We start from the raw sequence: 25,715 nt of genomic DNA, 5'->3' as shown, positions 1-25,715 counted from the left end.
TCCTGCCGAGGACGGAAGGATACCGATGACCGCCTCGCAGCACGTCTCACGCCCGCGCCGACCCCGCCGCCTCCTGAGGGTCCTCCTGCCCGCGCTGATCATCCTCGGCTGGCTGGTCGCGGCGTCGCTCGGCGGCCCGCTGTTCGGCAAGGTCGACCAGGTCTCCTCGAACGATCGCACCGCCTACCTCCCTTCCTCCTCCGACTCCGCCCGCGTGCAGGAGCTGCAGACCCGCTTCGCCGGATCCGATGAGATCCCCGCGATCATCGTCGCCGCCTCCGACCACGCGCTCACGGACGCGCAGCGCACCGCACTGTCCGACGCGGTCTCGGCCACCACCGACATCGAGGGCGTCGGCGACGACGTCTCCCCCGCTCTGCCCTCCGATGACGGCAAGGCCGTGCAGGCGTTCGTCCCGATCCGCTCCGACGCCGACCTGGGCGACGTGGTGGCGGAGATCAGGGCGTCCCTCGAAAAGGCCGCGCCGGAAGGCGTGCGCGTCTACATCACCGGGCCCGCCGGTTTCAGCGCCGACCTCGTCGCGGGCTTCGCCGGCATCGACGGGATCCTCCTCGGTGTCGCGCTGGCCGCCGTCTTCGTGATCCTCGTGCTCGTCTACCGCTCGCTGCTGCTGCCGATCGTCGTGCTCCTGACGAGTCTGTTCGCGCTGTGCACCGCGCTCCTGCTGGTGTGGTGGCTCGCCAAGTGGGGCGTGCTGCTGCTCAGCGGGCAGACCCAGGGCATCCTGTTCATCCTCGTGATCGGCGCCGCGACCGACTACGCGCTGCTGTTCGTCTCGCGCTTCCGCGAAGCTCTGCGCGTCGAGCGGGATCGCGGGAAGGCCGTGCTCGCGGCGTGGAAGGGCGCCTTCGAGCCGATCCTCGCCTCGGGCGGAACGGTGATCGCCGGGCTCCTCTKCCTACTGCTCAGCGACCTCAAGTCGAACAGCGCGCTGGGCCCGGTCGCGGCGATCGGGATCGCGTTCGCGATGCTGTCCGCGCTCACTCTGCTTCCTGCCCTCCTCATGGCGTTCGGGCGCGCGGCGTTCTGGCCGCGCCGCCCCACGTACGCCCCCGAGGCCGTCGCGGCGGAGGGGGGCATGCCCGCGACCGGCGTGTGGGCGCGTCTCGCCGAGCTGATCCGGCGCCGCTCTCGGGTGATCTGGATCGCCACGACCCTGGTGCTCGCCCTCGGCACGGTCGGGGTGCTGCAGCTCGACGCGTCGGGCGTACCCCAGTCCGACCTCCTGCTCGGTTCCTCGCAGGCCCGCGACGGACAGAAGGTGCTGGGTGAGCATTTCCCCGGCGGATCCGGCAGTCCTCTCCAGGTCGTCGTCGCGAAGGACTCCCTGCAGGACGCGGCCGATGTGCTCCTGGCCGACAAAGGCATCGACGGCGTGACGGTGACCGCGAAGGACTCGCCGAGCGGATCGGCCCCTGTGACGAAGGACGGCGTCCGGCCGGTCGGGCGTCCCGGGACTCCGGCCCCGGATCCGACCGTGGTCGACGGCGATGTGATCCTCCAGGGAACGCTCAGGTCCGCTGCGGATTCGACCGCCGCGGAGGACACGGTTCGCCGCATCCGCACCTCGCTCGAGGGCACAGGAGCCGTGGTGGGCGGAGTCACCGCGACCGCGATCGACACGAACGACGCTTCGCTGCACGACCGCGCCCTGATCATCCCGGTGATCCTCGTCGTGATCATGCTCATCCTGATGATGCTGCTGCGCGCGATCGTCGCGCCCGTGCTGCTGATCGTGACGACCTTGCTGTCGTTCGGCACCGCGATGGGCGTCTCCGCGCTCGTCTTCAACGGCATCCTCGGCTTCCCCGGGGCGGATCCTGCCGTGCCGTTGTACGGCTTCGTCTTCCTCGTCGCGCTGGGGATCGACTACAACATCTTCCTCATGACGCGCGTGCGCGAGGAGAGCCGGATACACGGCACGCGCGAGGGCGTGCGCCGAGGACTCGCGATCACCGGCGGGGTCATCACGTCGGCAGGTCTCGTGCTCGCCACGACGTTCGCGGCGCTCGCGGTAATCCCGATCCTGTTCCTCGCACAGCTCGCCTTCATCGTGGCTTTCGGCGTGCTGCTGGACACCTTCGTGGTGCGCTCGCTGCTCGTGCCCGCCCTCGTGCACGATGTCGGCCGCGCGGTGTGGTGGCCGTCGAAGCTGTCTCGCGGGGAGCGCTGAGACGCGCCGTCGTCCGGCCCGTCAGCCGATCGCGGGCTCCGTGGCGGCGGCGTGGCCTGCACGGTCGGTGAACGCCTGCTTCGGGACGAACAGCAGCAGCACGGCCGCGGCGAGCGCAGTGACACCGCACACGACCCAGACGGTCACATAGCCGGAGAAGGATCCGGCAGTGCCCTCGGCCGCGGCGGATCCGGCGACCGCGTGCATGAGCGCGATCCCGAACACGCACGAGGCGATCGCGCCGCCGACGGTCTTCACCGAGTTCGTGAGGCCGGTCGCGACACCGGTCTGGGTGTGCGGCGCGGCCGACGCCGCGGCGGCCGGGAGTGCGGCGACGAGGGCTCCGGATCCGATCCCRACGATCACCATGTTCGTGATGACCTGCGCGTAGGCGGCGTGGAAGGGGAGGAACAGCAGGAACCCGATCCCCACGAGCACCGAGGCGCCGATGAGCGTGATCCGGGGCGTCGCGAACCGCGCGATCTGCGGATAACCCAGCGCACCCACGATCATCGCGACGAGGTAGACGCCGATGATCAGCGAGGTCGCGAACCCGCTGGTGCCGAGGCCGTAGCCGTAGACGGACGGATCCGTGCGGGCGAAGGTCGACAGCGGCGCCTGCGCGCCCAGCACGCTCACGCCGAACAGGCCGGCGGTCAGGAACACCGGTCCGAGCGCGGGGCTGCGGAACATCCGTACGTCGATGAGCGGATCCTGCTGGCGCAGCTCCCACAGTGCGAACGGCACGACGAGGAGCACGCCGATCGCGATCACGATCCAGGACAGCGGGTTCGCGACGCCGCCGGGCAGGCGCAACAGACTGAGCCCACCCGTCAGGCCGATGAGCGAGAGCGAGATCAGCACGAGGCCTGTCGTGTCGAAGACGCCGCCGGTCTTCTCCGGCGACTCCTTCACGCCGAAGAGGATCACGAAGAAGCAGGCCGCGATGAGCGCCGCGGGCACGAGCAGCACCGTCGACAGCGGCAGCTTGTCAATGAGCGCGCCGCCGGCCAGAGCGCCGATGATCGCACCGCCCTCGAGCGCGGCCACCAGGATTCCTGCCGCCTTGGCGGTGATCGCCGAGCTGCCCTCGATGCGCCGGGCGCGCGACCAGATCAGCGCGATCTCCAGCGGCAGCCAGACGACGTAGAAGCCCATCATCGCCCAGGCCACGAGGAAGACGCCGAAGGTGTCGGTGAACGGCAGCACGAACGCGGCGACCGCGGTGATCGCGGTCGAGATCAGCAGCATGCGCTTGCGGCCGATCATGTCCCCGAGCTTCGCGAAGGCCGGCACCACCAGCGCCGACAGCATGAGCTGCGCACCTTCGAACCAGTTCACGTCGGCGTCGTGGATGCCCAGGTGCCGCGCGATGTCGCTCAGCATCGGGGTGTAGTAGCCCTGCAGCACGCCGCTGGTGAACTCCACGAAGGCCAGGAATCCGACGACGGCGACCAGGGTGCCGAGCGTGGCGGTGCGCGTCATGAGCTGCTCCTCCGTGCGGTCCCGTCGCCGGCGGCGGGACGTGGTGCGGCCGCGTCGAGACGATCGGCGACCGCAGCGGGTCAGCTCACTGTAGCCGCTCGATGAGCGCGCGGTGGAACCGCTCCCCGCGCTCGAGCGCGGCGATCTCGACGCTCTCGTCCACACCGTGGATCGTGGCGCGCTGCGCGTTCGACATCTCCAGCGGCGCGAAGCGGAAGACCGCCGGCGAGAAGCGATGGAAGTGCCGGGAGTCGGTCGCCTGCATCGTCACGTACGGCACGGCGGGGATCCCCGGATGCGACGCGGCCAGCGCCTCCGCGATGAGCGCGAACGGCGCCGTGTCCGTGGGCGACTCCGGCGACGGATCGCTGCCCTCCCGCACTTCGACGGTCACGAGCGGATCCGCGATGCGCCGGCGCACGCGTGCAGCCGCGCTCTGCACGGTCTCGCCTAGGGCGATCCGCAGGTTCACGGTGGCGGAGGCCTGCGACGGCAGCACGTTCGCGGCGGTGCCGCCGGACTGCATCGTGGGGGCGACGGTCGTGCGCACGAGGGCCGCCGCCTCGCCGCCGAGCGCGGCGAACACGCGCGCCGACACGAGAGGGAGCGCACCGAGCGTGCGCAGCAGCAGGCGCGCGGGCCCGGAGGCACCACCGGACAGCTGGATCAGCATGCGCGAGATCGCCCGCGGCGTGCGGGGACGGAAGGTGCCGGGGCCGAGGCGCTCGACGGCGCGTGCGATGCGGCGCACCGCCGTGAGGGGCGGCGGGGCCGAGGCGTGGCCGCCTTCGCCGCGTGCGGTGAGCTTCACCGTCATGACGCCCTTCTCGCCGACGCCGATCATGGCCGCACGCCCCGGCACGAACGGCAGCGGGGCGTCGACCACCGCACCTCCTTCGTCGAGGACGAGCCAGGGCACGATCCCGCGCTCCTTCAGAACGTCCGCGATCGCGACGGCGGCGGATCCGAACGTCTCCTCGTTGCCGCCGAAGGAGAGGTAGACGTCGCGGGCGGGAGTGAAGCCCTCCGCGAGCAGCTTCTCGACCGCCTCGAGGATCACGATGAGCGGACCCTTGTCGTCCAGAGCGCCGCGGCCGTAGACGGATCCGTTCTCGATCACGCCGGCGAACGGCGGATGCGTCCAGTCGTCGGACTCGTCGACGGGGACGACGTCGTAGTGCGCCATGAGCACGAGCGGGCCGTCCGCCGCCGGCCGGTGCCCCACCCACCGGAACAGCAGTCCGAAGTCGGTGTGGCGTTCGAGGGTCAGCTCGGCATGCACCCGGGGGTAGAGCTCGGCGATGAGCGCCACGAACTCCTCGAAGGGCGCGGATCCTCGTTCATCCAGCTCGGCGGACACGGTGGGCAGCTGGATCATCCGGGACAGGCGCTCGGCGATCTCGGCGACAGGAGCGTTCATCGTGGCCATGCTAGCTCCGCGCCGAGCATGACCTCTTAGGCTGGCTGCATGACCGCTCCGCACCCGTCTTCCGCAGGATCCCGCCCGCAGGCCGTCATCAGTGGCGGCGGAACCGGCATCGGACTCGCCTCGGCGCTGCGCCTCGCCCGGGACGGCTTCGACCTCGTCCTCCTCGGCCGACGCGAAGCCGTGCTGCAGGAGGCGGCCGACCGCATCCGCACGCAGACCCCGGACGCCCGTGTGCAGACCGTCGTCGCCGATCTGCAGGATCCGGCCGCCGTCGAGCGCGCGGCCGGCGAGATCGCCGGAGATGTGGACGTGCTGCTGAACAACGCGGGCGGCAACGTACTGGACCGCGGCGAGGGTCTGGCCGGCATCGCCGCGAACTACGAGGCCAACATGCGCCTGAACGTGCTCACCGCGGTGCTGCTGACCGAGGCACTGCTCCCGCGCATCACGAGGCCGGGCGGCCGGATCATCTCGATCAGCTCGATCGCGGCGCTCCGCGGCGCGAACGGCTACGGGGCGGCGAAGGCCGCGATCCACGGTTGGATGATGGGGCTCGCGGCCGAGCTCGCCGCCGAGGGCGTCACGGTCAACGCGGTCGCGCCGGGTTATGTGCCCGACACCGGGTTCTGGGACGGCCGGCGCACGCCGGACGTCGTGTCCTCGCGACTCGCCCAGGTGCCGATGAACCGCGCCGGAACGCCGGACGAGGTCGCCGGCGCCGTTTCCTACCTCGCCGGCTCCGAGGGCGGCTGGACCACGGGGCAGATCATCCAGGTCAACGGCGGCGCGCTCTTCGGCCGCGGCTGAGGCCGCACCCGGCATCAGAGCAGCGCCGCCGCATCCGCCTTCACGAGCGCCGCGTGTAGCGATGCTCCGGGCGGCCGGTCGCGCCGTAACGGAGCCGCACCTCGACGGCGGCGCGTTCGGCGAGCGCGGCGAGGTGGCGCTGCGCCGTGGCCCGGGAGATCCCCACGCGCTCGCCGATCTCGGCGGCCGAGGCCTCGTCCTCTCCCAGCGCCGCGAGCACGACCTGCTCGGTCGCCGACCGCGAGGACGACGCCGCTTCTCCGGATCCGTGCAGGATCGCAAGGGCCCGATCGAGATCCTTCTGCGGCAGGGGACGATCGCCCGAGAGCAGGTTGCGGAAACGCGCGTACCGATCCAGCGCGCCCGCGAGGCTGCGCTTCTCGAACGGCTTGATCAGGTACGCGTGCGCGCCCGAGCGCAGCGCACGGCGCACGGTCGCCGAATCATCGGCCGCGGAGACGACGATCGCATCGATGCCGGCCTCGCGCACGAGCCCGATCCCGTCGCCGTCGGGCAGGTAGACATCGGCGAGAAGCAGGTCGGGAGCGAGATCGCGGACGGCCGCGCGTGCTTCGGCGATCGTGCGCACGGGCTCCAGCGCGACGAATCCGGAGCGTTCGTCGACGATGCTCTGATGCAGGCGTCCGACCCGGAAGTCGTCGTCCAGCACGAGGGTGCGGATCGGATCCATCATCTGCTCTCTTCCTTCTCCTGTCGTGTCCCGGCACGCCCGGATTCGTCGTCCGGGTCTGCGTGGCCGAGTTCTCCGACGGGTGCGACCGCGCCGTCGAGGCGGGCCGCGAAGACCGCCCCGTGGTCGTCGCCGCCGCGGTCGATGATCCACAGATCCCCGCCTCCTCGGCGGGCGATCTCCCGGGACAAGGGCAGGCCCAGCCCATGGCCGTGCACCGCGCCGGCGTCGGCGAGGTTCGCCTCGGCGCCGTCGCCCGTGGTCGCACCCGGCGCGTCGGGCTCCTCGACGGGCGCCGCATCGAGCCCCGCCCCCGAATCCGCGACCGTGACGATCAGGGCGTCCCCGTCGTCGAGCACGGCGACCTCGACCCAGCGCGGGGCGCTGCCGGCGACCGCCGCGGTCACGGCGTTGTCGACGAGGTTGCCGAGCACGGCGGCGACGTCCTCCGCCTCGATCACCGTGCCGAGCAGGTACGTGTCCTCCGCGATCCGCAATGTCACGCCGCGCTCGGACATCTCGAGCGCCTTCGCCCCCAGGAACGACTGCAGGAACGGATCGCCCAGCCGTTCCAGCCCCTGCACCGGGAAGTCCACGGATCCGCGTTGCCTGAGCTCCGTGAGGAAGTCCCTGGCGTCCTGCACGCGCTCCGCGTCGATGAGCCCGGCGGCCACGTGGATCCGGTTGGCGAACTCGTGCCGCTGCACGCGCAGCGCGGCGGTCATGGTGCGCACGCTCTCCAGCCGCTCCGACAGCGCGATGAGCTCGGTGCGATCGCGGATCACGGCGACCGTGCCGAGCGCACGCCCCTCGCGCTCGACAGGACGCGTGTCGAGGTAGAGGACCCGGTCCCCGAGCACGACCTCGGAGAGCACCCGCGCACCGGAGAGGGCGTCGCGCACCGCATCGGGAAGGCCGGTCCGCCCCAGTGGCGCGCCGACGAGGCCATGCACTCCGAGCAGGCGCTCGGCGGCGTCGTTGCAGACCCGCACGATGCCGTCCTGATCGACCGCGAGCACGCCGTCGTCCACCCCGTTCAGCACGGCGGTCTGGTTCTGCACGAGCGCGACCAGTTCCTCCGGCTGCACGCCGAGGGTCAGCCGTTCCCAGCGGCGGCGCAGCGCGAGCGCGGCGATTCCCGCCAGCAGCAGCGATCCCGCGGCGGCGATGCCGATCACGGCGAGCAACGGCGGCAGGTCGTCGAAGACGCCCGCGCGGGCGAAGCCGACGCTGACCTCGCCCACCGGCGCGCCCGCGTCGTCCCGCACGGGCACCTTCGCCCGCGCGGAGTCTCCCAGAGTCCCCGTCTCCCATTCGACGACCTCGTGCCCGGCGAGCACGTCCTGGTAGGGCGTGCTCACCTCCTCTCCGAGGCGCTCCGGATCAGGATGCGCGAGTCGGATCCCGTGATCGTCGGTGATGACGACGAAGAGGGCTCCTGTGCGGGAGGCGATCGCCGTCGCCGTGCGCTGCAGCGCGCCGCCCTCCAGATCGGCCGCCTGCGGTGTCCCCGGTTCTGCGGAGGCGTGCACGACCTCCGCACGGACCTCCGGATCCTCCGCCAGCGTGCGCGCGATACCGAGGGCAGAGGACTCCGCCTCGGCCCGTAGCTGCTGCACGGCCAGGAGCAGATAGACCCCGGTGCACAGGGCGACGACGAGCACGACCGTCGCGAACTGCAGCAGGAGAGCCCGCGTCGCCAATCGCAGCCGGCGTTTCCGGGGCATCCGTCCTCCTTGAGCAATATGCGCAGAAGTCACGCTACGCGCACAACGCGAGGAATGCGACTTACCGGATCCGGATCGTGCCCCGCCCCTAATCTCGGCGGAGTCCGTCGACGACGACAGGCGGATGACGAAGGAGTCAGCTCATGCCCACGGTGCTCACCGGTCTGCTTGCCGCAGCCGAGGACAAGCCCTCATACGACATCGCCTTCGCGCCGCCGGAGGGGGTCCTGGTGATCCTCGGTTTCGTGATGGTGCTGGTCTTCATGACGCTGATCATGACCAAGCGCCTCACCCCGATGGTGGCGCTGATCCTGGTCCCCACGGCGTTCGGCCTCTTCGCGGGCGCGGGACTGGGGCTCGGTGACATGATCCTCGACGCGATCGGCAAGATGGCGCCGACCGCCGCCCTGTTGATGTTCGCGATCATGTTCTTCGGCATCATGATCGATGTCGGGCTGTTCGACCCGCTGATCCGCCTGATCACCCGCGTGCTGGGCGACGACCCGGCCAAGGTCGTCGTGGGCACCGCCCTGCTCGCCGGTGCGGTGTCGCTGGACGGCGATGGATCCACGACCTTCATCATCACGACCTCGGCGATGCTGCCGATCTACCTGCGCCTGGGCATGAACCCGGTGGTGCTGACGTGCGTCGCGGGCCTCATGAACGGCACGCTGAACATCGTGCCGTGGGGCGGGCCCACCGTGCGCGCGGCGACCGCGCTGAGCCTGCAGCCGACCGATGTGTTCGTACCGATGCTGCCCTCGCTCGGGGTCGGCCTGCTCGTGTCGCTCGGCTTCGCCTGGATGCTCGGCCTGCAGGAACGGCGCCGGCTCGGCGCTCTCGACGAGAGCCGCCTGACCGGCACGGGCGAAGGCGGGCTGCTCGCGGCGATCCCCGCGATCTTCCGCGGCGCCGACGCCAAGCCCGGCGCACGTGCCTCGCTGCGCACGGGCAACATCGTCACGGTCGCGCATGGTCACGGACCGGTTGCCGCCGGCGGGGTGGACCCGGCCGACACCGCGATGGCCGACACCATGCTCGATCCGAACCGGCCCACGCTGCGCCCTCGGCTGATCTGGTTCAACCTCGCCCTCACCGTCGCCGTGATGGTGCTGCTCGTGATCGACATCCTGCCGCTGCCGTTCGTGTTCATGATCGGAGCCGCAGTGGCGCTGCTCGTGAACTTCCGCAAGCTCAAGGACCAGGCGTCCGAGATCGTCGCGCATGCGCCGAGCATCGTCGGCGTCGTCTCCATGGTGATCGCCGCGGGCGTGCTCGTCGGCGTGCTCAGCGGCACCGGAATGGTCGATGCGATGGCGGGTTGGATCACCACCGTGCTGCCTCCGCAGCTCGGCCCCTTCCTGGCCCCGATCACCGGCGTGCTGTCGATCCCGTTCACGTTCCTGATGTCGAACGACGCGTTCTATTTCGGGATCCTGCCGGTGCTATCCGAGAGCGCTGCGCACTTCGGCATCGCCCCGGTCGAGATGGCCCGGGCCTCGATCACCGGTCAGCCCGTGCATCTGCAGAGCCCTCTGGTTCCGGCGATCCTGCTCCTGGTCTCGCTCGCGAGCGTGAACCTCGGCGATCACCACCGCAAGGTGCTGTGGCGCGCGCTCGTGGTCTCGCTCGTGATGCTCGCGGTCGGGATCCTGACCGGAGCGATCCCGTTCTTCGTCGCACAGTGATCGTGGCCCCCGCCCCTCAGGCCGCGACGGGCGGAGCCCCGGCGTCGGCGTCCACGAACATCACCCGAGCCGGCGGGGTGTCACGGAACTCGAGCCCCGAAGGCGTTGTCCACACGATCACTCCCCCTGGTCTCTGCTCGGCGAGCCAGCGCCAGCGCGGGTCGAGGTCGGGATGTTTGAGGGCGTGATGGGTCTCGCAGAAGCACGACAGGTTGTCGATCGCCGTCGGACCGCCGCGGGCGTAGTCGTGGTTGTGGTCGATCTGACATCGGCGGGCCGGCATTCGGCAGTTCGGGAACCGGCAGGTCCTGTCGCGCGCCCTGAGATGTCGCCGCATCGCCTCGCTCGGTCGATAGGGAGTGGTGCGGACGACCCTTCCGGCCTGATCCAGCTCGAGCCTCTCCCAGCTCAACGCCGATGCGGCCAATCGGCGAGCGAGATCCGGATCCATCGGCCCTCGGCCGTCGAGTTCGGCCATCCGGTCGTTCTCGCCGGCGAGAGTGGTCTCGGCGATCGTGACCTGCACGGTCGCATGGATGCCGTCGAGCACGTCGGCGTCGTCCGAGATGCGGCCGGTGAGCACCCTCAGCAGGAACCTGTCGAAGCGCACCTGATCCAGTCGCCGCCCGTCGGCTGAGCCGCTCGTGCCACCCGCGCGGTCCGCCCGCTGGGAAGCATCGAGAATGGCCCGCCCTTCCTGGGTGAGCAGATCGAACGCGGCGTGGATGAGCGCCGCAGGCCCGCTGGCATGCATGGTGGCCTGCCCCGCACCGTCGTCCGTCACCGTGACCGCGCGGTCCTCGTGCACTCGACGATGCACCTCGGTCAGAGCGACCGGGGCGACCGCGGCGGCCACGGACTCGGCGAAGGCCTTCGTGCGCGCCCGGGACTCGGCGGAGGCGAACGGCACGACCTGGGCCTCGTACTCGGCGAGCGCCGTCGCGTCGTCGCGAGGGATGTCGGTGGCGGCCTCGATGATGGCCTCCGCATGGGCGAGGGACAGGTCGCCGGCTTCGAGAGCACCGCGCGTGACCGTGAACCGCTCGTGCAGGACGTGCCCGGTCGCGAGCAGCTTCGCCGCGGCATAGCGGGACAGATGCAACCCGACCGCCAGTTCGCAGATCATCGAACGCTCCGCCTGGTCGAATCCTGCGGATCCGGGCGGCACTTCGTCGAGCAGCAGCGCGACCCTCTCATGCGCAAGAGCCGCCTGCCGCGCGTGCAGCTGGGCGATCTGCCGCCCGAGATCAGCGCACTCATCCACGATCTCCGCACTACGGCGGAGGTAGTGGTCAAGAGGCTGGTCCATGCCTCGAGTTTAGTACATATCTTCGAAGAGCGGAAGAGTTTCCACACCTCCGGTTCTGTCAGAACAGTGCCGCCGGAAGCGCTCCCTCATGCTCGAGCAACCAGCGCTTGGTGAGCAGGCCCTCGCCCGGACCTCCGCCGGAGTATCCGCCGAGCCCGTCGCTCGCGACAACCCGGTGGCACGGCACGATGATCGGGATCGGGTTGGCGCCCATGATGGATCCGATCGCCCGCGCGGGCGATGCCGTGCCGCTGCGCTCCGCGAGCTCGCCGTAGGTCACGGTCTGGCCGTGACCGACGGTGTCGTAGAGCGCGTGGAGCACGGCGTTCGTGATGTCGGACTGCGGGCCGAGGTCGAACGGCAGGTCGAAGCCCGACCGTTCCTCTGCGAAGTACGCGCCCAGCTGCGCGAGCGCCTCGGCGAGCAGCGGATCCCGATCGGAATCCTGGGGCGCCCCCGGCGCCGGCGACGCGGATCGCCCGCCGCGAGGCCAGGTCACCCGGGTGATCGCGACCCCGTCGCTGTGCACCGCGAGCACGCCCACCGGGGTGGCGATCGAGCCGGAGTAGGTCATCCCGTGATCGTACGCCGGGGGTCGGACACGGCCGCGCCGCCCCCCCCTGTCACACTTCCGCCTCCGGATCCGACACCCCTCCTGAGAGCCGATGTGTGCCCGCAGGACCGCGGGCCCGGCCACGGAAGGATCGATGATGACCAGGATCGACATGGCCCGTACCAACAAGCTCGGCTACGCCGCGGTGCTCGGAATGGAGGCGTACTCGCGCAAGAGCGTGGAGCCGCGGCTGTACGAGCTGATCAAGCTGCGCGCCTCGGTCCTGAACGGGTGCGGTTTCTGCGTCGACATGCACGCGACCGAGGGCGCCAAGCGTGGAATCCCGCAGCGCACGCTGCACGCGGTCGGCGCGTGGCAGCATGCGAAGGGCTTCTTCGATGAGCGCGAGCTGGCCGCGCTCGCCCTGACCGACGCCGTCACACAGCTCGGCCCCGAGACCGTGACGGACGAGATCTGGAACTCGGTGGCGCGGCACTTCGACGAGGGAGAGCTCGGCGGGCTCGTGCTCGCGATCTGCACGATCAACGTGTGGAACCGCGTCGCGATCGCCACCGAGATGGCGCCGCCGATCGACGACAAGCACCCGATCGTCTGAGCGGTGCCCGATTCCGGGCGGTACCGTGGGCCCATGACCCTCGTCTCGCCCGCCACCCGCGCGTGGCAGGCGGAGCGGGGGCGCCTGATCGGCATCGCCTACCGGATGCTCGGCGACTACGGCCACGCCGAGGACATCGTGTCCGAGGTCGCGATCGAGGCGCTGCAGCAGGAGCGCTCCGAGCACCCCGATCCGGACGAGTCCACCGCGGACGGATCCGTTGCGGCGGGACGCGTGCGCTCCTGGCCCGCATGGCTGACCACCGTGTGCGTGCGCCGCTCGATCGACCGCGTGCGCGCACTCGCAGCGATGCGGGAGGACTACGTCGGCCCGTGGCTGCCGGAACCCGTCGCGACCTCGCGGCTGCCCGAGGACGCGGTAGCCGACCGCGAGCTGCTCTCGCTCGCGCTGCTGCACATGGCGGAGCAGCTCGCACCCGAGGCACGGGCGGCCGTCGTGCTGCACCGGGCGTTCGGGATGTCGGCCGTGGAGATCGGACGGATACTCGAGAAGACGCCGGCCGCCGTGCGGCAGCTCGTCTCCCGCGGCGAGCGCCGACTGCGCCTCGCTGACGACCCCGCCCTCACCCGCGCGGCGGATCCGGCCGCGCTCGGTGCTCTGCTCGCAGCCGTCGAGCACGGCGACATCTCGGGCGTCCTCGCCCTGCTCTCGGACGACGCGATCCTGTGGAGCGACGGCGGCGGGAAGGTGCGTGCCGCGCTCAATCCGATCTTCGGCGCCGATCGCGTGCGGCGCTTCCTCCTCGGCGTGCTGGAGAAGGCCACAGCCGACCCGATGCTGCCGTTCGCCGTGGCGCTGCTCGACGTCAACGGCGAGCCCGCCGTCGCGCTCACGCACTCCGGCCGCACCGATGTGCTCACGCTCGAGTTCGGTGCCGAAGGGCTGATCCACGGACTCCGCCAGGTGTGCAACCCGGACAAGCTCGCGTACGCGGTCTGAGCCGGACGCCGAGGGCAACCCCGGGGATCCGAGGATCCGTCCTCGCCGCGCGGCCGCGTCAGCCTGCGACCGGCTCCGCCTGCCAGGCGGTGAGGTGGAGTTCGGTGCCCGGCACAACGTCGAAGGCGTTCGTCCACGTCTGGCGGCTCTCCCCCGCGCGAATCGCCACATGCAGGCTGCGCGCGACGAGCTGACCCTGGGTGGAGTTCGCATCCCACCCGATCCCCGCCCTCGCGGACGCGCCGGGCGCGAGCATCACGGGCGACGCGCCGGGATCGGACGCCATGAAGGAGCTCCCGCGCTCCTCGTCCACCTCGATCGTGTGTCCGTTCTGATCGCCGAAAGCCACATCGGGATACCCGTTCAGCACGCACGCCTTTGCGGAGACGTTGGTCGCCTGCAGAGCCTGCAGGCGATGCCCGGTCGCTCCGTCCACGGGCGGTGCGAAGAGCTCGAGCTGATCCGCGCTGCAGGCGTCCGGCCCGGGAGGTTCGGCCGACGCGGCCACCGTCGGCACGGGCGTTCCGGGAGCCGCGGGATCCGGCGCGGCAGCGCCATCGGGATCCGTCGGAGTCGGTCCGCGATCCGCCGCGACGACCTGCTGCGCAGCGTCGTTCGCCCCCGCCGAAACAGCGGGCAGGACTGCCGCGAGCACCACGAGGACCGCCCCCAGTACGGTGACGACGCGCGGCGACGGCGCACCCCGCCGCGCCTCGGAGGCAGATCGCTGGGACACCGTGATCGCAGGGATCCAGCCGACGACGAACGCCCAGAACACCGCGAGCATCGTCGAGCCCGTCGTGCTGAGGGCCGCGCGGAATCCTCCCCAGGAGATCGCCGCGACCATCGCACCGAGATCGAGCACTCCGCCGACCGCGAATCCGACGGCCACCGCCGCCAGCCACGCGGCGAGGAACGTGCGCGCACCCCGGCGGTCCAGCAGTGAGATCGCAAGGACGTAGGCCCCGCCCACGAGGAGCGCCGCGACGGCGTGGAGCAGGAGCGCCCATCCCGGAGGAGCCCCGAAGAACTGTCCGTTCATCGGGGAGGGCACGATCCTGCCGAGGGTTGTCAGGGATCCTCCGGCGGAGGACAGCAGATACGGCAGCCATCCGCACAGCAGCCACAGCGCCGCGAGCATCCCTCCGCCGAGCAACCGTCGTCTCGTGCCCGTATCCATCGCCCCCCGATCCGTCTCCGTCACCCTAGCGGGGACGAGCTCTGACCGGCTCCGATCCCCCCGTCCGGTCCTGACCGCCCGAGATCCCCGCACCTCAGTCCAGGAGGTGGCGGGTGTACCGTCCCGGTTCGTCCAGGAACGACCGCCAGTGCCGCACGAGCTCCAGATCCTCCCAGGCAGCGTCGCGGAGCCCCCACTCCCCGACCTCGAGGATCTTCGCGCCGGGCAGCGCGGCGAGCACCGGCGAGTGCGTCGCGCAGAGCACCTGCCCGCCTTCCTCGGCGATCCGGCGCAGCACGGCGATGAGACTCAGGGTCGAGGAGAAGGAGAGCGCCGCCTCCGGCTCGTCGAGGCAGTAGAAGCCGGGATCGTCGAACCGCGACTCGAGCAGCGCGAGGAAGGATTCGCCGTGACTCATCTCGTGGAAGAGCGGTTCCGGCCCGGGCGACGGGTTCTCCTCGAGGTAGGTGTAGAACGAGTGCATCGTCTCCGCACGCAGGAAGAAGCCCCACCGGTTCGCCCCCACACCGYGCTGGATGCGCAGCCAGTCCGAAAGCGGGGACTCGGTGGGACGCGTGCTGTGCCGGGCCTGGCGGGATCCGCCCTCGGGCGAGAGTCCATAGGCGATGGCGACGCCCTCGACCAGTGTCGACTTGCCGCTGCCGTTCTCGCCGACGAGGAACGTCACGCCGGGATCGAGGGCGATGCCCTCGCGCAGCACCTGCGCGACGGCGGGGATGCTCGCGGGCCAGGTGCGGCCCGCGGCCGGCGCATCGTCGGCGGGGTGCACCGCGACCACGGGCTGCTGCCGGCGTCGGCGACTGCGCGGGTCCCAGAACGGATCCATGACGCTCCTCTCTGCGATCGGCTCTGCTCCATTGTGCCGGGCACGACCGACAGAGCCGGCGCCAGAACCGGCGCCAGAACCGACAACGGCGCACAAGACCCGAGCCGGACCGTCAGCGGTTCCCCAGACCGCCCCCGGGAGGATGGATCCGTGAGCCAGTCGACGAGTGAGCAGGTCAGGGCGCGCCGCGCGACCCCTCGTCGCCGCGCCGTCGTCGCGATCCTGCTGATCACCGCCGCGCTCACCACGACCGTGCTGCTGGGTGCGATCCCCGGCCCGGTCGGGACCGGGATCGCCGTCGTCCTGCCCTGGCTGGGGTTCGCCCTGGTCCCTCTCGTGGTCGCCGCGCTGCTGATCCGGCCGCGCACGGCGTGGATCGCCGCGGTGCCGCTGGTCGCCTGGACCATGGCGCTGTGGGCGTTCCTCCCGGTGCCCTGGCAGGGCGATCCGCCCGCCGGGGACCATGGGCTGCTGATCGCGACACAGAACGTCGAGGCGGGATCGGGAACCGGGGCCGCGTCCGCCCGCGCGCTCGCCGATGACGGCGCCGGGATCCTCGCGTTCACGGAGCTCGACGCCGACTCGGGCTCGGCGATCGCCGAGGAGCTCGCCGACGCCTACCCTCACACCTACCGCGTAGGCACGGTGGGTGTGTGGAGCCGCTACCCGATCCTCGACGAAGAGGCGCTCGACCTCGGGCTCGGCTGGAAGCGCGCGCTGCGCGTCGAGATCGATGCGCCCGGCGGCGCCGTCGACGTCTACGTGGTGCACGCGGCCTCGCTGCGCCCCGGCGCGCAGAGCGCTCGGGACGGCATGCTCTCCGCGCTGGGAGAGCGGATCCGAGAGGATCRGAGCCCTCGGGTGATCGCCCTCGGCGACTTCAACGCCGTGTCGACGGATCCGGCTCTCGCCCCGATCGCCGGCGCCCTCGGCGAAGTGCGATTCGGCGGCATCGGCCCGTCGTTCACCTGGCCTGCGTCGTTCCCGGCGGTCCGGATCGACCACGTGTTCCAGCGCGGCTATCCCTCCGCATCAGGGCGGACGACCTCGGCCGGCGCCAGCGACCACCTCGCGGTGGTCGCTGCGCTGGGCGGCTGACGACTCGGCCCGAGGTCAGCCGACGACCATGAGGACCCGGGCGTCATCGGCGACGATCCCGGGTCCGCGGGCGACCGCGCTGTCGCTCGTCTTCGCGGACGGCAGCACCAGCGCCTCCATCGCCGCTGCCGTGCTGCCCTCCGTGCTCACCCGCCCCGAGCGCACGACGATCGCGCGCACTCCGTCGGGCAGGACCGATGCTCCGTTCAGGTCCGCGAACACGAGCGCAGGCCGCGCCCGTGCGGTCACCGTGGAAAGGACGAGGACCCGGCTCAGCTCCGCGGCACGGAGCCGGGGCCGGCGCAGCTCCAAGAGCGGATCGGTGTGTCGCAGCACGCGCTCCTTGCGCAGCCCCACCATCGCCCCTGGGCCGACATCGACCTGCGGGCCGCCGATCCCGGCGAGCACGTGCGTCGCCTCATGAGGCAGGTGCAGGATGCCCACTGGGCCGCGCAGCTCGACCAGTTGCAGGGCCCAGTGCAGTTCGCCGTTCGCGCCACGCAATCCGCAGATCTCGCGCACGTGCCCGCCTCCCGCGGCGAGACCGCGCCTGGGCAGGCTCCGCAGCTGCAGGAGCTCGGCCGTGGCGGGACTCGCCGCGAGGGAGGCGGGGTTCATCGGATCAGACCCGCGCGCCGATGAGGACATAGCCCTCTTCGCCGTGCACCACGGTGTCGAGCCCTGCGATCTCGTCTTCGTTCTTCACGCGGAACCCGAGGATCTTCTCGATGACGAACCCGATCCCGAAGGCGAGTGCGAACGAGTAGACGAGCACGGCGCCCGCTGCGAGCGCCTGGGCCGCGAGCTGTGCGAAGCTGCCGCTGAAGATCAGGCCGGTGCCGTTCGCGAACACGCCCAGGTAGAGCGTTCCCAGGATGCCGCCGATGAGGTGGATGCCGACCACGTCGAGCGAGTCATCGAAGCCGAGCTTGAACTTCAGGTCGATCGCGAGCTGGCAGACCGCGCCGGCGAGGAGGCCGAGCACGACCGCCCAGATCGGGGTGAGCGCGGCGCAGGCCGGGGTGATCGCGACGAGACCGGCGACAGCACCGGACGCGGCGCCGACCGAGGTGGGCTTGCCGTTGCGGATCTTCTCCATCACCAGCCAGCTGAGCAGAGCGGCCGCGGGAGCGGCGAGGGTGTTCACGAAAGCAATCGCGGCGGTGCCGTCGGCGCCGAGCTCGGAACCGGCGTTGAACCCGAACCAGCCGAACCACAGCAGGCCGGCGCCGAGAAGCACGAACGGCGGGTTGTGCGGCACGTCGGCGCCCTTCTGGAAGCCGATGCGGCGGCCGAGCACGAGGGCGAGTGCGAGACCGGCGGCTCCGGCGTTGATGTGCACCGCGGTGCCGCCTGCGAAGTCGATCGCGCCGACGCCGAGCCAGTCCTGAAGGCCCTTGGTGACCCAGCCGCCGTAGGCGAAGCTGCCATCCTTGTTCAGGCCGAAGTTGAAGACCCAGCTCGCGACCGGGAAGTAGACGACCGTCGCCCAGATGCCGGCGAAGATCATCCAGGATCCGAACTTGGCACGGTCGGCGATGGCGCCGGAGACGAGGGCGACGGTGATGATCGCGAATGTCGCCTGGAACGCGACGAACGCGAGCGGCGGGTACGCGGCGTCCTTGGGTACTTCGAGCAGGCTGTTCAGGCCGATCGCCGACCAGTCGATGGTCCACGGGGCGATCAGGCCCTTACCGCTGGGGAACGCGATCGCGTAGCCGAAGACGACCCACAGCACGCCGATCAGTCCGATCGCGCCGAAGCTCATCATCATCATGCTGATCACGCTCTTGGCCTTGACGAGGCCACCGTAGAAGAACGCCAGACCTGGCGTCATGAGCAGCACGAGGGCTGCACAGATCAAAACGAAGGCGGTGTTCCCCTGATCCATGGGTCCGCTCCTCTCTCAGTGAGAACGCTCCTGCAGCGTCGGGTGACGTCAGACTGTCACTCGCGCGTTTCGCTTCGACGCGCGCTGTGTTACCGGTGCGTTTCGTCGCGCGCGCCCCACGTGAACAAGCTGTGACGAAGTCCGTGCGCCTGGCAGGATGAGGCCATGCGTGCAGTGGTGTTCGATGCGGTCCGTGCCCGACCGGACGTGCGTTCGGTGCCGGAGCCGGAGGTCCCGGCCGACGGCGTGCTGGTCCAGGTGAGGGCCACGGGCCTGTGCCGGAGCGACTGGCACGCCTGGGCAGGGCACGACGACATCGCGTTCCCGCACGTGCCGGGGCACGAACTCGCCGGGACCATCGCCGCCGTCGGGCCGCAGGTGACCCGCTGGCAGGTGGGAGACCGCGTGACGGTGCCGTTCGTCTGCGGCTGCGGACGCTGCGAGTGGTGCCTTTCCGGCAATGCGCAGGTCTGCCCCGACCAGCAGCAGCCCGGGTTCACGCACTGGGGATCCTTCGCCGAGGTCGTCGCCCTGCACGCGGCCGATGTGAACCTCGTCTCACTCCCGGACGAGGTGGACTTCGCCACGGCGGCGAGTCTCGGATGCCGCTTCGCGACCGCCTTCCGCGCGCTCGTCGGGCGCGCTCGGGTGCGCGAGGACGAGTGGGTCACGGTCGTCGGAGCCGGAGGCGTCGGGCTCAGCGCGGTCATGATCGCGCAGGCTCTCGGCGCGAAGGTGATCGCGGTCGACCGCAATCCGGAGGCGCTCGCTGTGGCGAAGGAGGTCGGCGCCGCGCACACGCTCCTCGCCGACGGGACCGACATCCCGGCAGCCGTGGCCGCCCTGACCGGCGGCGGCAGCCACGTCTCTGTCGACGCCGTCGGCAGTGAGCAGACCCTCGCCGACGCGGTCCTGGGACTGCGCCGGCGCGGCAGGCACGTGCAGATCGGCCTGCTCCCGCCGGTCGACGGACACCCCCGTGTGCCGATGGACCGGGTGATCGGCTGGGAGCTCGACCTGCTCGGCAGCCACGGGATGGCCGCGGCCGACTACCCCGCGATGATGGAGCTGATCGCCGAAGGGCGGCTGGCACCGCAGCGCCTCATCGAGCGCACCATCGGCCTCGAGGAGGCGGCGGCACTGCTGCCCGCGTTCGACCGGGCGACCGTGGCGGGCATGACCATGATCGATCCGCAGCGGGTCGGCTGACGATCGCCCCTCGCGCCACGCCGCTCAGGTCGCGGTCGAGGTCGCGCCCAGTCCCGGGGACCTGGCCCCCTTCGGAAGACCGAGGCGGCCGCGGGTCACGAGGATCAGGACGACGGCCGTGCCGGTGAAGCCGATCAGCACCGGAAGAAGCCCGTAGTCGTTGAAGATCGGCGCAGGAAACAACGGCGCCCCCACCTTGTTCGCGAAGGTGTTGAACGAGGCGTGCATCAGCATCGTGATCAGCACGCTGCCCGCCGCATGGTTGAAGACCCAGGTCATCATGATGGTCAGGGCCGTGATCATCACCACGAACATGACCATGTTCGTGAGGGTGGGCGGGGTCCACACCCCGCTCCAGAAGAGCGGGAAGTGCCAGAACGCCCACAGCAGGCCGAGGATGACGCTCCCCGGCAGCGGACCGTAGCGCTCCTGCAGCCGCGGCAGCGCGAACCCTCGCCATCCCGGCTCCTCGCCCAGCGGGCCGCCGAGGAGGAACGTCAACAGGAATGCGAGCGGGTAGGCGGCCAGCAGCGGCCCGACGATCGGCTGGAACGACGACAGCACACCGGGGACGACGATCGTGCCCAGCACGATGATGATCGGGACCCCGACGAGCAGGAACAGATACCAGACGATCCCGACACGCCACTGCACGTACCGGCGCAGCAGACGAGCGATGCCCGCCTTCCCCTCCATCACGCCCGTCATCACGAAAGCGCCGACCGTCGGGCCGAAGGTCGCGGCGACGACCGCGACCGCGATCACCGGTTTCGGCAGGGCCGGCAGCACGCCCTGTGCCGAGAGCGCGACCGGCACCTCGATCAGCCACGCGAAAAGATACGCGATGACGGCGAAGGCGATGAGCGGATACCGGGCGAGCAGGCCGCGAGGCGCCGCACGGGAGGATCGATCGAGCTTGCCGACGACAGCCATGGGATGACCTTTCCGCCCGCGACGGGCTCGCACCGATGCGCGTGGGTCGTACGCCGATCCTCAGTGTTCCACTCGGCGGGGTCGGGCGCCAGACACACCGTGAAGCTCGACGTCAGCCCTCCAGCAGGCGCTGGATCGCGGACTCCGGACTGATCGTCGTATCGAGCACGCGGCCCTGGGCGTAGCGGCCGAACACGCGCGGATCGATGTAGCTCGCCCGTGCCACCGCCGGAGTGTTGCCCAGCGCCGCGGCGGCCGCCTCGACGGCATCCCGTTCGGCCCGTTTACGCCGGGCGACGCCGTCCTGCACCCCCGCGGCGGCCAGGGCGCTCGCCGCCGCGATCGTGCCCCGGAGCGTGCGGAAGTCCTTCGCGGTGAAGACCGTGCCCGTCAGGGCGCGCACGTAGTCGTTGACCTCCCTCGCGGTCACCGCGACTCTTCGCCTCCCCCGGCGATACGCGAGCAGGGTCGCGCCCGCACCCGCGCCCTGCACGAGATCGGCGAGCACGGCCGAGAGCGTCGGATCCTCGATCTCGAGATGCATCCGCTGTCCGCTCTTGGCGGGGAAGGCGAGCGAGGTCGTAGAGCCGTCGATGCGCACGTCGCGACAGCGCAGCGTGGTGAGCCCTCTGCTGCCGTATCGCACCAGGTAGCGAGGAGAGCCGATGCGCGGAGCCGCGTCGTCCAGCAGCCGGAAGGCCACCGCGAGCACGCGCTCCCGGTCGGGCGCGCCGTCCTGTCCGAGCACGCGCGTCACCCTGGCCCGCGCGCTCGGCAGCCCCGCGGCCAGTGCCATGGCCCGGCGGAACTTCCTCCGGTCCCGGCGCCGGCGCCACTGCGGGTGGTACAGATACTGCCGCCGCCCTGCCGCGTCGAGACCCACGGCCTGGATATGCGCGCGCGGGTCCTGCGCGATCCAGACGTCCTCCCACGCGGGCGGGATCGCAAGGGAGCGGATCCGCTCGAGATCCTCGCCGGCGGCCGCGCGTCCCCGCGCATCCGTGTAGCGGAAGCCGGATCCCGACCGCTTCCGCCAATATCCCGGGTCGGCGCCGGGGCGCGCGCGGACCAGTCGCGCCCCCTCGGCCCTGCGCGTCATTCTCCGGCCGCGCGGCACGCGGAGCCGCCGTCGAATCGCCTGGTCATCCGCGTCCCCTCTCTCCACGACAGGCCCCGGTCGTGGTCACGATGACTCTGCCGGGCCGTCTGCGCTCCGGGAAGGGGCTGGTGGCCGGCCGCCGCTGTCGGCTACCATCCTTCGGCCCGGCGGAAGAGGATCCGTCGGGATCGGCCGTGAAGGATCCGCCTGCCCGCGTGCGGGGCCCGGTGGCTGCGGCTCAGCCGCGCAGCCGGGCCGCACGGGCGCGCAGATAGTCGCGCTCCGGGATCGAGAGGGTCGCCCTGGCCGCATCGAGGTACTCCTGGGCCGCCTCGGCCGTGCGCCCTGCGCGTTCCAGCAGGTGCGCGCGCACGGATGCGATACGACGACGGTCGCCGCGCACCCGCGGATCCACGATCCCGTCGATCACGGCGAGCCCCGACTCCGCGCCGTGCACCATCGCCTGCGCGACGGCGCGGTTGATCGTCGCGACGGGGTTGCCGGTCTCGAACTCGAGCAGGCGGTACAGGGCCAGGATCTGCGGCCAGTCCGTCGTCTCGGTGCTGGGCGCGTCGTCGTGCAGGGCCGCGATCGCGGCCTGGATCGCATACGGGCCGTGGCGGCCGGCGGCGAGCGCGGCGTCGAGGATCTCCGTGCCCTCGACGATCCTGTCCCGGTCCCACCGGCTGCGGTCCTGCTCGTCGAGCGGGATCAGCTCGCCACGAGCGCCGGTCCGCGCGGCGCGGCGCGCATCGGTGAGCAGCATCAGCGCGAGCAGGCCCGCGACCTCGACGTCGTCCGGGCGTTCGCGGTGCAGCATCCGGGCCAGGCGGATCGCCTCGTCGCTGAGCCGCACGTCGTTGACGTCGGCGCCTTCGCTGGCTGTGTGCCCCTCGGTGAACATGACGTAGAGCACGGCGAGCACCGGATCCAGGCGGTCGTCGGAGTCGGACGGCTCCGGGAAGACCGCCCCTGCGGCGCGGATCCGCGCCTTCGCCCTGCTGATCCGCTGCGCGATCGTCGCCTCGGGCAGAAGGTGCGCGCGGGCGATCTGCGCGGTCGAGAGGCCGGCGACCGCGCGCAGCGTGAGCGCCACCTGCGCCGGCATCGTGAGAGCGGGGTGGCAGCACAGCCGCAGCACCTCGACGCTGTCGTCCGCGTGCGCCGCTTCGGCCTCGGCGAGAGGCCGCCAGGCGTCGGCGTAGGCGTGCTCGCGCTCGCGGCGCTGGTGCTCGCTGCGGATCCGGTCGATCATGCGGCGTCGAGCTACGGTCAGCAACCAGCCCTTCGCATCCGCAGGGGCGCCCTCGGCCGGCCACTGCTGATGCGCAGCGAGGAGCGCCTCCTGCACCGCGTCCTCGCACAGGTCCAGCTGCGCGGCACCGTAGCGACGCAGCAGCGCGGCGAGGACCTGCGGCGCATTGCTGCGCCACAGGTCCTCGAAGCCGCGATCGGTCACACGTCGGTCCCGGCGGAGAACATCACAGGGCGGATCTCCAGGGCGAGGCCGTCGATCGCCGCGTCCGGGATCTGCCGGGCGAGCTCGACCGCACGTTCCTCGGACTCGACCTCGATCAGGTAGTACCCGCCCATGAACTCCTTGGTCTCGGCGAACGGACCGTCGACCACCTCAGGAGCGCCCCCGGCGCCGCGCACCACCTTCGACTGGCTCGGGTCGGCGAGGGCGACGGTCCCGAGCATCTCGCCCGATGCCGTGATGGTGTCCATGAAGGCCTGGTGGCCCTCTCCGATCGCCTGCATCTGCTCCGCGGTCAGCGCATCCAGCACGTCCTGGCGCACCTGCATGAGGATCATGTACTTCATGGTCGTTCTCCTTCTGTTCGTGGGGCGACTTCTCTTCGTCCGGGCGATCCGTTGTCCGCCTCGGTATGTGGTCGGAGCCGATGCTCAGTTCTCGACATCATTCTGCGCGCCGAACGCCGGGATGTGCCGGAGTCGCGCCGCGGTGACCCCCGCGAGCGCGAGCATCGCGACCGCGGCGACGACGGCTGCGACCTGCAGCGACGAGGTGAATGCCGCCCCCGCGACCGCGCGCACGGCGGGGTCGGCGACGCCGAGCGCCGCGTCGACCCCGGCCGACAGGGCGTGGCGGTCGGCGGCATCCAGTCCTGGCGCGCCCGCGACGAGGAAGCGGTATACGGCCGTCGTCAGGCTGCCGACCACGGCGATGCCGAGGGCGTAGCCGAACTGACCGCTCGCCTCCTGCGTGGACGCGGCGGACGACGCCTCCTCGACGGGCACGCTGCCGAGGATCACGTTCGTGCCGAGCGTGGGTACGGCCGACGTGCCGAAGCTCACCACGCTGAACCCGACGACGAGGGGCCAGGGTCCCGTTCCCGGCGTGATCTGCGCCATGAGCAGGAGCCCGGCAGCGGAGAGGGCGAGGCCGGCGGCGATGAGCAGGCCGGGCCGGATCCGCTTCGCGAGCAGCGGCATCGTGAGGAAGCCGGCGGCGCCGGTGAGCGCCGGTGGCACGGTGAGAAGGCCGGCCGCGAGCGGATCCGCCCCGGCGACCGCCTGGAAGTACTGGGTGTCGAGCATCATCAACGGGCCCGTGAGCATCGTCATGAGCAGCATCGTGATGAGCACGACGCACACCCCGCGGCGGCGGAACATCGCAAGGTCGAGCAGAGGGGCATGTCCGGCGCCGCGGGCGAGGGCGCGCTGACGCCGGAGGAACACGACGAGGAACACCGCCCCGATGATCAGGCTCGCGACCGCGACGACGGCATCGCCGGAGCGGGCCGCCTCCTTGATGCCGAAGACGATCGGCAGCACGGCCAGCAGGGACTGCGGCACGCTGACCGCATCGATGCCGCGTCCGGTGCGCCGAGCGCGCGGGGCGGAGACGTCCGCGACGAGCAGCGGGAACGCGATCAGCACGAGCGCCATGACGGGAACGGCGATGAGGAAGACCGCGCCCCACCACCACAGGCTCAGCGCGATCCCGCCGACCACCGGTCCGATGATCATCCCGCCCATCAGGCAGGTCATGAAGACGCCGATCGCGATCGCCCGCTGCCCGGAATCGGGGAACAGCCCGGTCAGCAGTCCGTAGAGCGACGGAGCGAGCGCGGCCGCACCGATCCCCATGACGGCCCTCGCGCCGATCAGCATCTCGGGCGAGAGGGCGAAGGCAGCGGCCAAAGACGCGAGGCCGAAGACCGTCGCCCCGAGCATCGCCATGCGCCGCCGGCCGAGCTGGTCGGCCAGTCCGCCGAACGCGATGAGCAGCCCCGCGAAGACGAAGCCGTATCCGTCCACGATCCAGAGCTGCTGGACGGCGTCCGCGTGCAGCTCCCGCGCGATGCTCGGCAGCGCCAGCAGCACCACGGAGGTGTCGATCGCGGTCATCAGCGCCGCGCCTGCGAGCACGGCGAGGCCGAGCCATTCCCGTGGTCCGGCCGAGGCGCGCGTGCGCGCCCCGGCTGACGTCTGCCCTGCGTCCTGCGTCCGTGCTTCGTCTGTGCGAGTCATGCCCTGTGGTCGGAGCGGACCGGCGGTTCTCGACAGGGACGACGGGCGAACAGCCGGGAGCGTCGCCGTGCCGGTGGCGCTACGCCCGCCGGCGGAAGATGCGCCCTGACACGGACGTCGGGTGGATGCGCACCCACCTGTCCTTCGGCTCCGGCGCCCACGGCATGACCCCGGTCTTCTCGGCGTCGAGCGTGTCCGCGTCCCGGTCGAACTCCTCGGCGACGCCCTTCACCATGACGCTGAAGGCTTCAGCTCCGTCGGTCCCGTCGATCTCGAACACGACTCGCTGCCGTATCGTCAGCTCGAGCAGCTTCGTGCCCGCAGACGTACGGAAGACGATCATCCCGTCGAGCACGGCATGGTTGATAGGGAAGACGTCGATCTCCTCCGCCGCCGCGACGGCGATGCGCCCGTACGGGGCCGCGTGGATCCGTTCCCAGCACTCGCTTTCGGTGAGAGACCGCGTCGGCTCCCTGCCCTCTTCGGTGTCCATGGCCCTAT

23 protein-coding genes are annotated in these 25,715 nt (G+C 71.1%); 7 read left to right on the top strand and 16 right to left on the bottom strand.

Translation table 11 applies throughout. The features are described 5' to 3' along the window. The first annotated feature begins 25 nt into the window (after nt 1-25). The gene (locus AC1DG4_RS12200; RefSeq protein ID WP_477421256.1) at nt 26-2,194 is read left to right on the top strand and encodes an MMPL family transporter; all 2,169 of its coding nucleotides are present in this window, start codon (nt 26-28) and stop codon (nt 2,192-2,194) included. A gap of 21 nt (nt 2,195-2,215) precedes the next feature. On the opposite strand, the gene AC1DG4_RS12195 is transcribed toward AC1DG4_RS12200, so the two are convergent. Next, complete coding sequence (locus AC1DG4_RS12195) at nt 2,216-3,679, bottom strand: MFS transporter (protein ID WP_477378532.1); 1,464 nt, start codon at nt 3,677-3,679, stop codon at nt 2,216-2,218. 85 nt (nt 3,680-3,764) lie between these two features. Further along, nucleotides 3,765-5,099, bottom strand: coding sequence for a M20/M25/M40 family metallo-hydrolase (locus AC1DG4_RS12190; protein ID WP_477378530.1), 1,335 nt, complete (start codon nt 5,097-5,099; stop codon nt 3,765-3,767). Between the two features lie 48 nt (nt 5,100-5,147). Between AC1DG4_RS12190 and AC1DG4_RS12185 the strand changes: the two genes are divergently transcribed. Then, nucleotides 5,148-5,915 (top strand): SDR family NAD(P)-dependent oxidoreductase, encoded by a 768-nt coding sequence (locus tag AC1DG4_RS12185; RefSeq protein WP_477378528.1) that lies wholly within the window; start codon nt 5,148-5,150, stop codon nt 5,913-5,915. 40 nt (nt 5,916-5,955) lie between these two features. Here the strand turns inward: AC1DG4_RS12185 and AC1DG4_RS12180 are convergent, their stop codons facing one another. Next, a complete protein-coding gene (locus AC1DG4_RS12180; RefSeq protein ID WP_477378526.1) occupies nt 5,956-6,609 on the bottom strand; it encodes a response regulator in 654 nt (217 codons plus the stop codon). Next, nucleotides 6,606-8,333: a sensor histidine kinase gene (locus AC1DG4_RS12175; RefSeq protein WP_477378524.1), complete on the bottom strand. Its 1,728-nt coding sequence runs from the start codon at nt 8,331-8,333 to the stop codon at nt 6,606-6,608. The genes AC1DG4_RS12180 and AC1DG4_RS12175 overlap by 4 nt, the downstream gene beginning before the upstream one ends. A gap of 143 nt (nt 8,334-8,476) precedes the next feature. Between AC1DG4_RS12175 and AC1DG4_RS12170 the strand changes: the two genes are divergently transcribed. Beyond that, entirely contained in the window at nt 8,477-10,021 is a 1,545-nt protein-coding gene (locus AC1DG4_RS12170; RefSeq protein ID WP_477378522.1) for a CitMHS family transporter, read from the top strand. 16 nt (nt 10,022-10,037) lie between these two features. Here AC1DG4_RS12170 and AC1DG4_RS12165 read toward each other — a convergent pair whose 3' ends face one another. Continuing rightward, nucleotides 10,038-11,330, bottom strand: a complete 1,293-nt coding sequence (locus AC1DG4_RS12165) for an HNH endonuclease signature motif containing protein (protein WP_477378520.1) — start codon at nt 11,328-11,330, stop codon at nt 10,038-10,040. A gap of 58 nt (nt 11,331-11,388) precedes the next feature. Continuing rightward, nucleotides 11,389-11,904: a methylated-DNA--[protein]-cysteine S-methyltransferase gene (locus AC1DG4_RS12160; RefSeq protein ID WP_477378518.1), complete on the bottom strand. Its 516-nt coding sequence runs from the start codon at nt 11,902-11,904 to the stop codon at nt 11,389-11,391. A 136-nt stretch (nt 11,905-12,040) separates the two neighbouring features. Between AC1DG4_RS12160 and AC1DG4_RS12155 the strand changes: the two genes are divergently transcribed. Together AC1DG4_RS12155 and AC1DG4_RS12150 are read left to right on the top strand one after the other, a co-directional pair. After that, complete coding sequence (locus AC1DG4_RS12155; RefSeq protein WP_477378516.1) at nt 12,041-12,499, top strand: carboxymuconolactone decarboxylase family protein; 459 nt, start codon at nt 12,041-12,043, stop codon at nt 12,497-12,499. 33 nt (nt 12,500-12,532) lie between these two features. After that, the gene (locus AC1DG4_RS12150; protein ID WP_477378514.1) at nt 12,533-13,459 is read left to right on the top strand and encodes a sigma factor-like helix-turn-helix DNA-binding protein; all 927 of its coding nucleotides are present in this window, start codon (nt 12,533-12,535) and stop codon (nt 13,457-13,459) included. Between the two features lie 58 nt (nt 13,460-13,517). Here AC1DG4_RS12150 and AC1DG4_RS12145 read toward each other — a convergent pair whose 3' ends face one another. Then, complete coding sequence (locus tag AC1DG4_RS12145) at nt 13,518-14,639, bottom strand: DUF4232 domain-containing protein (protein WP_477378512.1); 1,122 nt, start codon at nt 14,637-14,639, stop codon at nt 13,518-13,520. A gap of 94 nt (nt 14,640-14,733) precedes the next feature. Next, on the bottom strand, nt 14,734-15,486 hold the full coding sequence (locus AC1DG4_RS12140) for an AAA family ATPase (protein ID WP_477421255.1): 753 nt from the start codon (nt 15,484-15,486) through the stop codon (nt 14,734-14,736). A 150-nt stretch (nt 15,487-15,636) separates the two neighbouring features. Between AC1DG4_RS12140 and AC1DG4_RS12135 the strand changes: the two genes are divergently transcribed. Continuing rightward, nucleotides 15,637-16,584, top strand: a complete 948-nt coding sequence (locus AC1DG4_RS12135) for an endonuclease/exonuclease/phosphatase family protein (RefSeq protein ID WP_477421254.1) — start codon at nt 15,637-15,639, stop codon at nt 16,582-16,584. Nucleotides 16,585-16,599: 15 nt separating this feature from the next. On the opposite strand, the gene AC1DG4_RS12130 is transcribed toward AC1DG4_RS12135, so the two are convergent. Beyond that, nucleotides 16,600-17,202, bottom strand: coding sequence for a hypothetical protein (locus AC1DG4_RS12130; protein WP_477378507.1), 603 nt, complete (start codon nt 17,200-17,202; stop codon nt 16,600-16,602). Nucleotides 17,203-17,206: 4 nt separating this feature from the next. Beyond that, nucleotides 17,207-18,475 carry an ammonium transporter gene (locus AC1DG4_RS12125; RefSeq protein ID WP_477378505.1) on the bottom strand — a complete coding sequence of 423 codons (1,269 nt, stop codon included), beginning with the start codon at nt 18,473-18,475 and terminating at the stop codon, nt 17,207-17,209. A 165-nt stretch (nt 18,476-18,640) separates the two neighbouring features. On the opposite strand from AC1DG4_RS12125, the gene AC1DG4_RS12120 reads away from it, so the two are divergent. Beyond that, nucleotides 18,641-19,684 carry a zinc-dependent alcohol dehydrogenase family protein gene (locus AC1DG4_RS12120; RefSeq protein ID WP_477378503.1) on the top strand — a complete coding sequence of 348 codons (1,044 nt, stop codon included), beginning with the start codon at nt 18,641-18,643 and terminating at the stop codon, nt 19,682-19,684. Nucleotides 19,685-19,708: 24 nt separating this feature from the next. Here the strand turns inward: AC1DG4_RS12120 and AC1DG4_RS12115 are convergent, their stop codons facing one another. The 6 genes from AC1DG4_RS12115 to AC1DG4_RS12090 all read right to left on the bottom strand — a co-directional run bounded on the left by AC1DG4_RS12115 (nt 19,709) and on the right by AC1DG4_RS12090 (nt 25,707). Beyond that, nucleotides 19,709-20,617, bottom strand: a complete 909-nt coding sequence (locus AC1DG4_RS12115) for a CPBP family intramembrane glutamic endopeptidase (RefSeq protein ID WP_477378501.1) — start codon at nt 20,615-20,617, stop codon at nt 19,709-19,711. A gap of 112 nt (nt 20,618-20,729) precedes the next feature. Then, nucleotides 20,730-21,716 carry a DNA topoisomerase IB gene (locus AC1DG4_RS12110; protein WP_477378499.1) on the bottom strand — a complete coding sequence of 329 codons (987 nt, stop codon included), beginning with the start codon at nt 21,714-21,716 and terminating at the stop codon, nt 20,730-20,732. A 238-nt stretch (nt 21,717-21,954) separates the two neighbouring features. Beyond that, nucleotides 21,955-23,175 carry an RNA polymerase sigma factor gene (locus AC1DG4_RS12105; protein ID WP_477378498.1) on the bottom strand — a complete coding sequence of 407 codons (1,221 nt, stop codon included), beginning with the start codon at nt 23,173-23,175 and terminating at the stop codon, nt 21,955-21,957. Further along, on the bottom strand, nt 23,172-23,540 hold the full coding sequence (locus AC1DG4_RS12100; RefSeq protein WP_477378496.1) for a YciI family protein: 369 nt from the start codon (nt 23,538-23,540) through the stop codon (nt 23,172-23,174). Before AC1DG4_RS12100 ends, AC1DG4_RS12105 begins: the two co-directional genes overlap by 4 nt. Nucleotides 23,541-23,624: 84 nt before the next feature. Beyond that, nucleotides 23,625-25,214 (bottom strand): MFS transporter, encoded by a 1,590-nt coding sequence (locus tag AC1DG4_RS12095; protein ID WP_477378494.1) that lies wholly within the window; start codon nt 25,212-25,214, stop codon nt 23,625-23,627. A 79-nt stretch (nt 25,215-25,293) separates the two neighbouring features. After that, nucleotides 25,294-25,707, bottom strand: a complete 414-nt coding sequence (locus tag AC1DG4_RS12090; RefSeq protein ID WP_477378492.1) for a pyridoxamine 5'-phosphate oxidase family protein — start codon at nt 25,705-25,707, stop codon at nt 25,294-25,296. Between the last annotated feature and the right edge of the window lie 8 nt (nt 25,708-25,715).

The sequence above is a fragment of the Microbacterium sp. 05N427 genome, assembly GCF_056397105.1.
The sequence above is the reverse complement of the archived record's forward strand: the minus strand, read 5'-3'. Positions and strand labels throughout refer to the sequence as shown.

Excerpts from the sequence above, each read along its gene's own strand:
- AC1DG4_RS12115 (WP_477378501.1), bottom strand. The coding sequence starts at position 20,617 with ATGGCTGTCGTCGGCAAGCTCGATCGATCCTCCCGTGCGGCGCCTCGC.
- AC1DG4_RS12150 (WP_477378514.1), top strand. The coding sequence starts at position 12,533 with ATGACCCTCGTCTCGCCCGCCACCCGCGCGTGGCAGGCGGAGCGGGGG.
- AC1DG4_RS12130 (WP_477378507.1), bottom strand. The coding sequence starts at position 17,202 with ATGAACCCCGCCTCCCTCGCGGCGAGTCCCGCCACGGCCGAGCTCCTG.
- AC1DG4_RS12160 (WP_477378518.1), bottom strand. The coding sequence starts at position 11,904 with ATGACCTACTCCGGCTCGATCGCCACCCCGGTGGGCGTGCTCGCGGTG.
- AC1DG4_RS12170 (WP_477378522.1), top strand. The coding sequence starts at position 8,477 with ATGCCCACGGTGCTCACCGGTCTGCTTGCCGCAGCCGAGGACAAGCCC.
- AC1DG4_RS12155 (WP_477378516.1), top strand. The coding sequence starts at position 12,041 with ATGACCAGGATCGACATGGCCCGTACCAACAAGCTCGGCTACGCCGCG.
- AC1DG4_RS12100 (WP_477378496.1), bottom strand. The coding sequence starts at position 23,540 with ATGAAGTACATGATCCTCATGCAGGTGCGCCAGGACGTGCTGGATGCG.
- AC1DG4_RS12125 (WP_477378505.1), bottom strand. The coding sequence starts at position 18,475 with ATGGATCAGGGGAACACCGCCTTCGTTTTGATCTGTGCAGCCCTCGTG.
- AC1DG4_RS12185 (WP_477378528.1), top strand. The coding sequence starts at position 5,148 with ATGACCGCTCCGCACCCGTCTTCCGCAGGATCCCGCCCGCAGGCCGTC.
- AC1DG4_RS12095 (WP_477378494.1), bottom strand. The coding sequence starts at position 25,214 with ATGACTCGCACAGACGAAGCACGGACGCAGGACGCAGGGCAGACGTCA.
- AC1DG4_RS12090 (WP_477378492.1), bottom strand. The coding sequence starts at position 25,707 with ATGGACACCGAAGAGGGCAGGGAGCCGACGCGGTCTCTCACCGAAAGC.
- AC1DG4_RS12180 (WP_477378526.1), bottom strand. The coding sequence starts at position 6,609 with ATGATGGATCCGATCCGCACCCTCGTGCTGGACGACGACTTCCGGGTC.
- AC1DG4_RS12145 (WP_477378512.1), bottom strand. The coding sequence starts at position 14,639 with ATGGATACGGGCACGAGACGACGGTTGCTCGGCGGAGGGATGCTCGCG.
- AC1DG4_RS12175 (WP_477378524.1), bottom strand. The coding sequence starts at position 8,333 with ATGCCCCGGAAACGCCGGCTGCGATTGGCGACGCGGGCTCTCCTGCTG.
- AC1DG4_RS12110 (WP_477378499.1), bottom strand. The coding sequence starts at position 21,716 with ATGACGCGCAGGGCCGAGGGGGCGCGACTGGTCCGCGCGCGCCCCGGC.
- AC1DG4_RS12120 (WP_477378503.1), top strand. The coding sequence starts at position 18,641 with ATGCGTGCAGTGGTGTTCGATGCGGTCCGTGCCCGACCGGACGTGCGT.
- AC1DG4_RS12190 (WP_477378530.1), bottom strand. The coding sequence starts at position 5,099 with ATGAACGCTCCTGTCGCCGAGATCGCCGAGCGCCTGTCCCGGATGATC.
- AC1DG4_RS12165 (WP_477378520.1), bottom strand. The coding sequence starts at position 11,330 with ATGGACCAGCCTCTTGACCACTACCTCCGCCGTAGTGCGGAGATCGTG.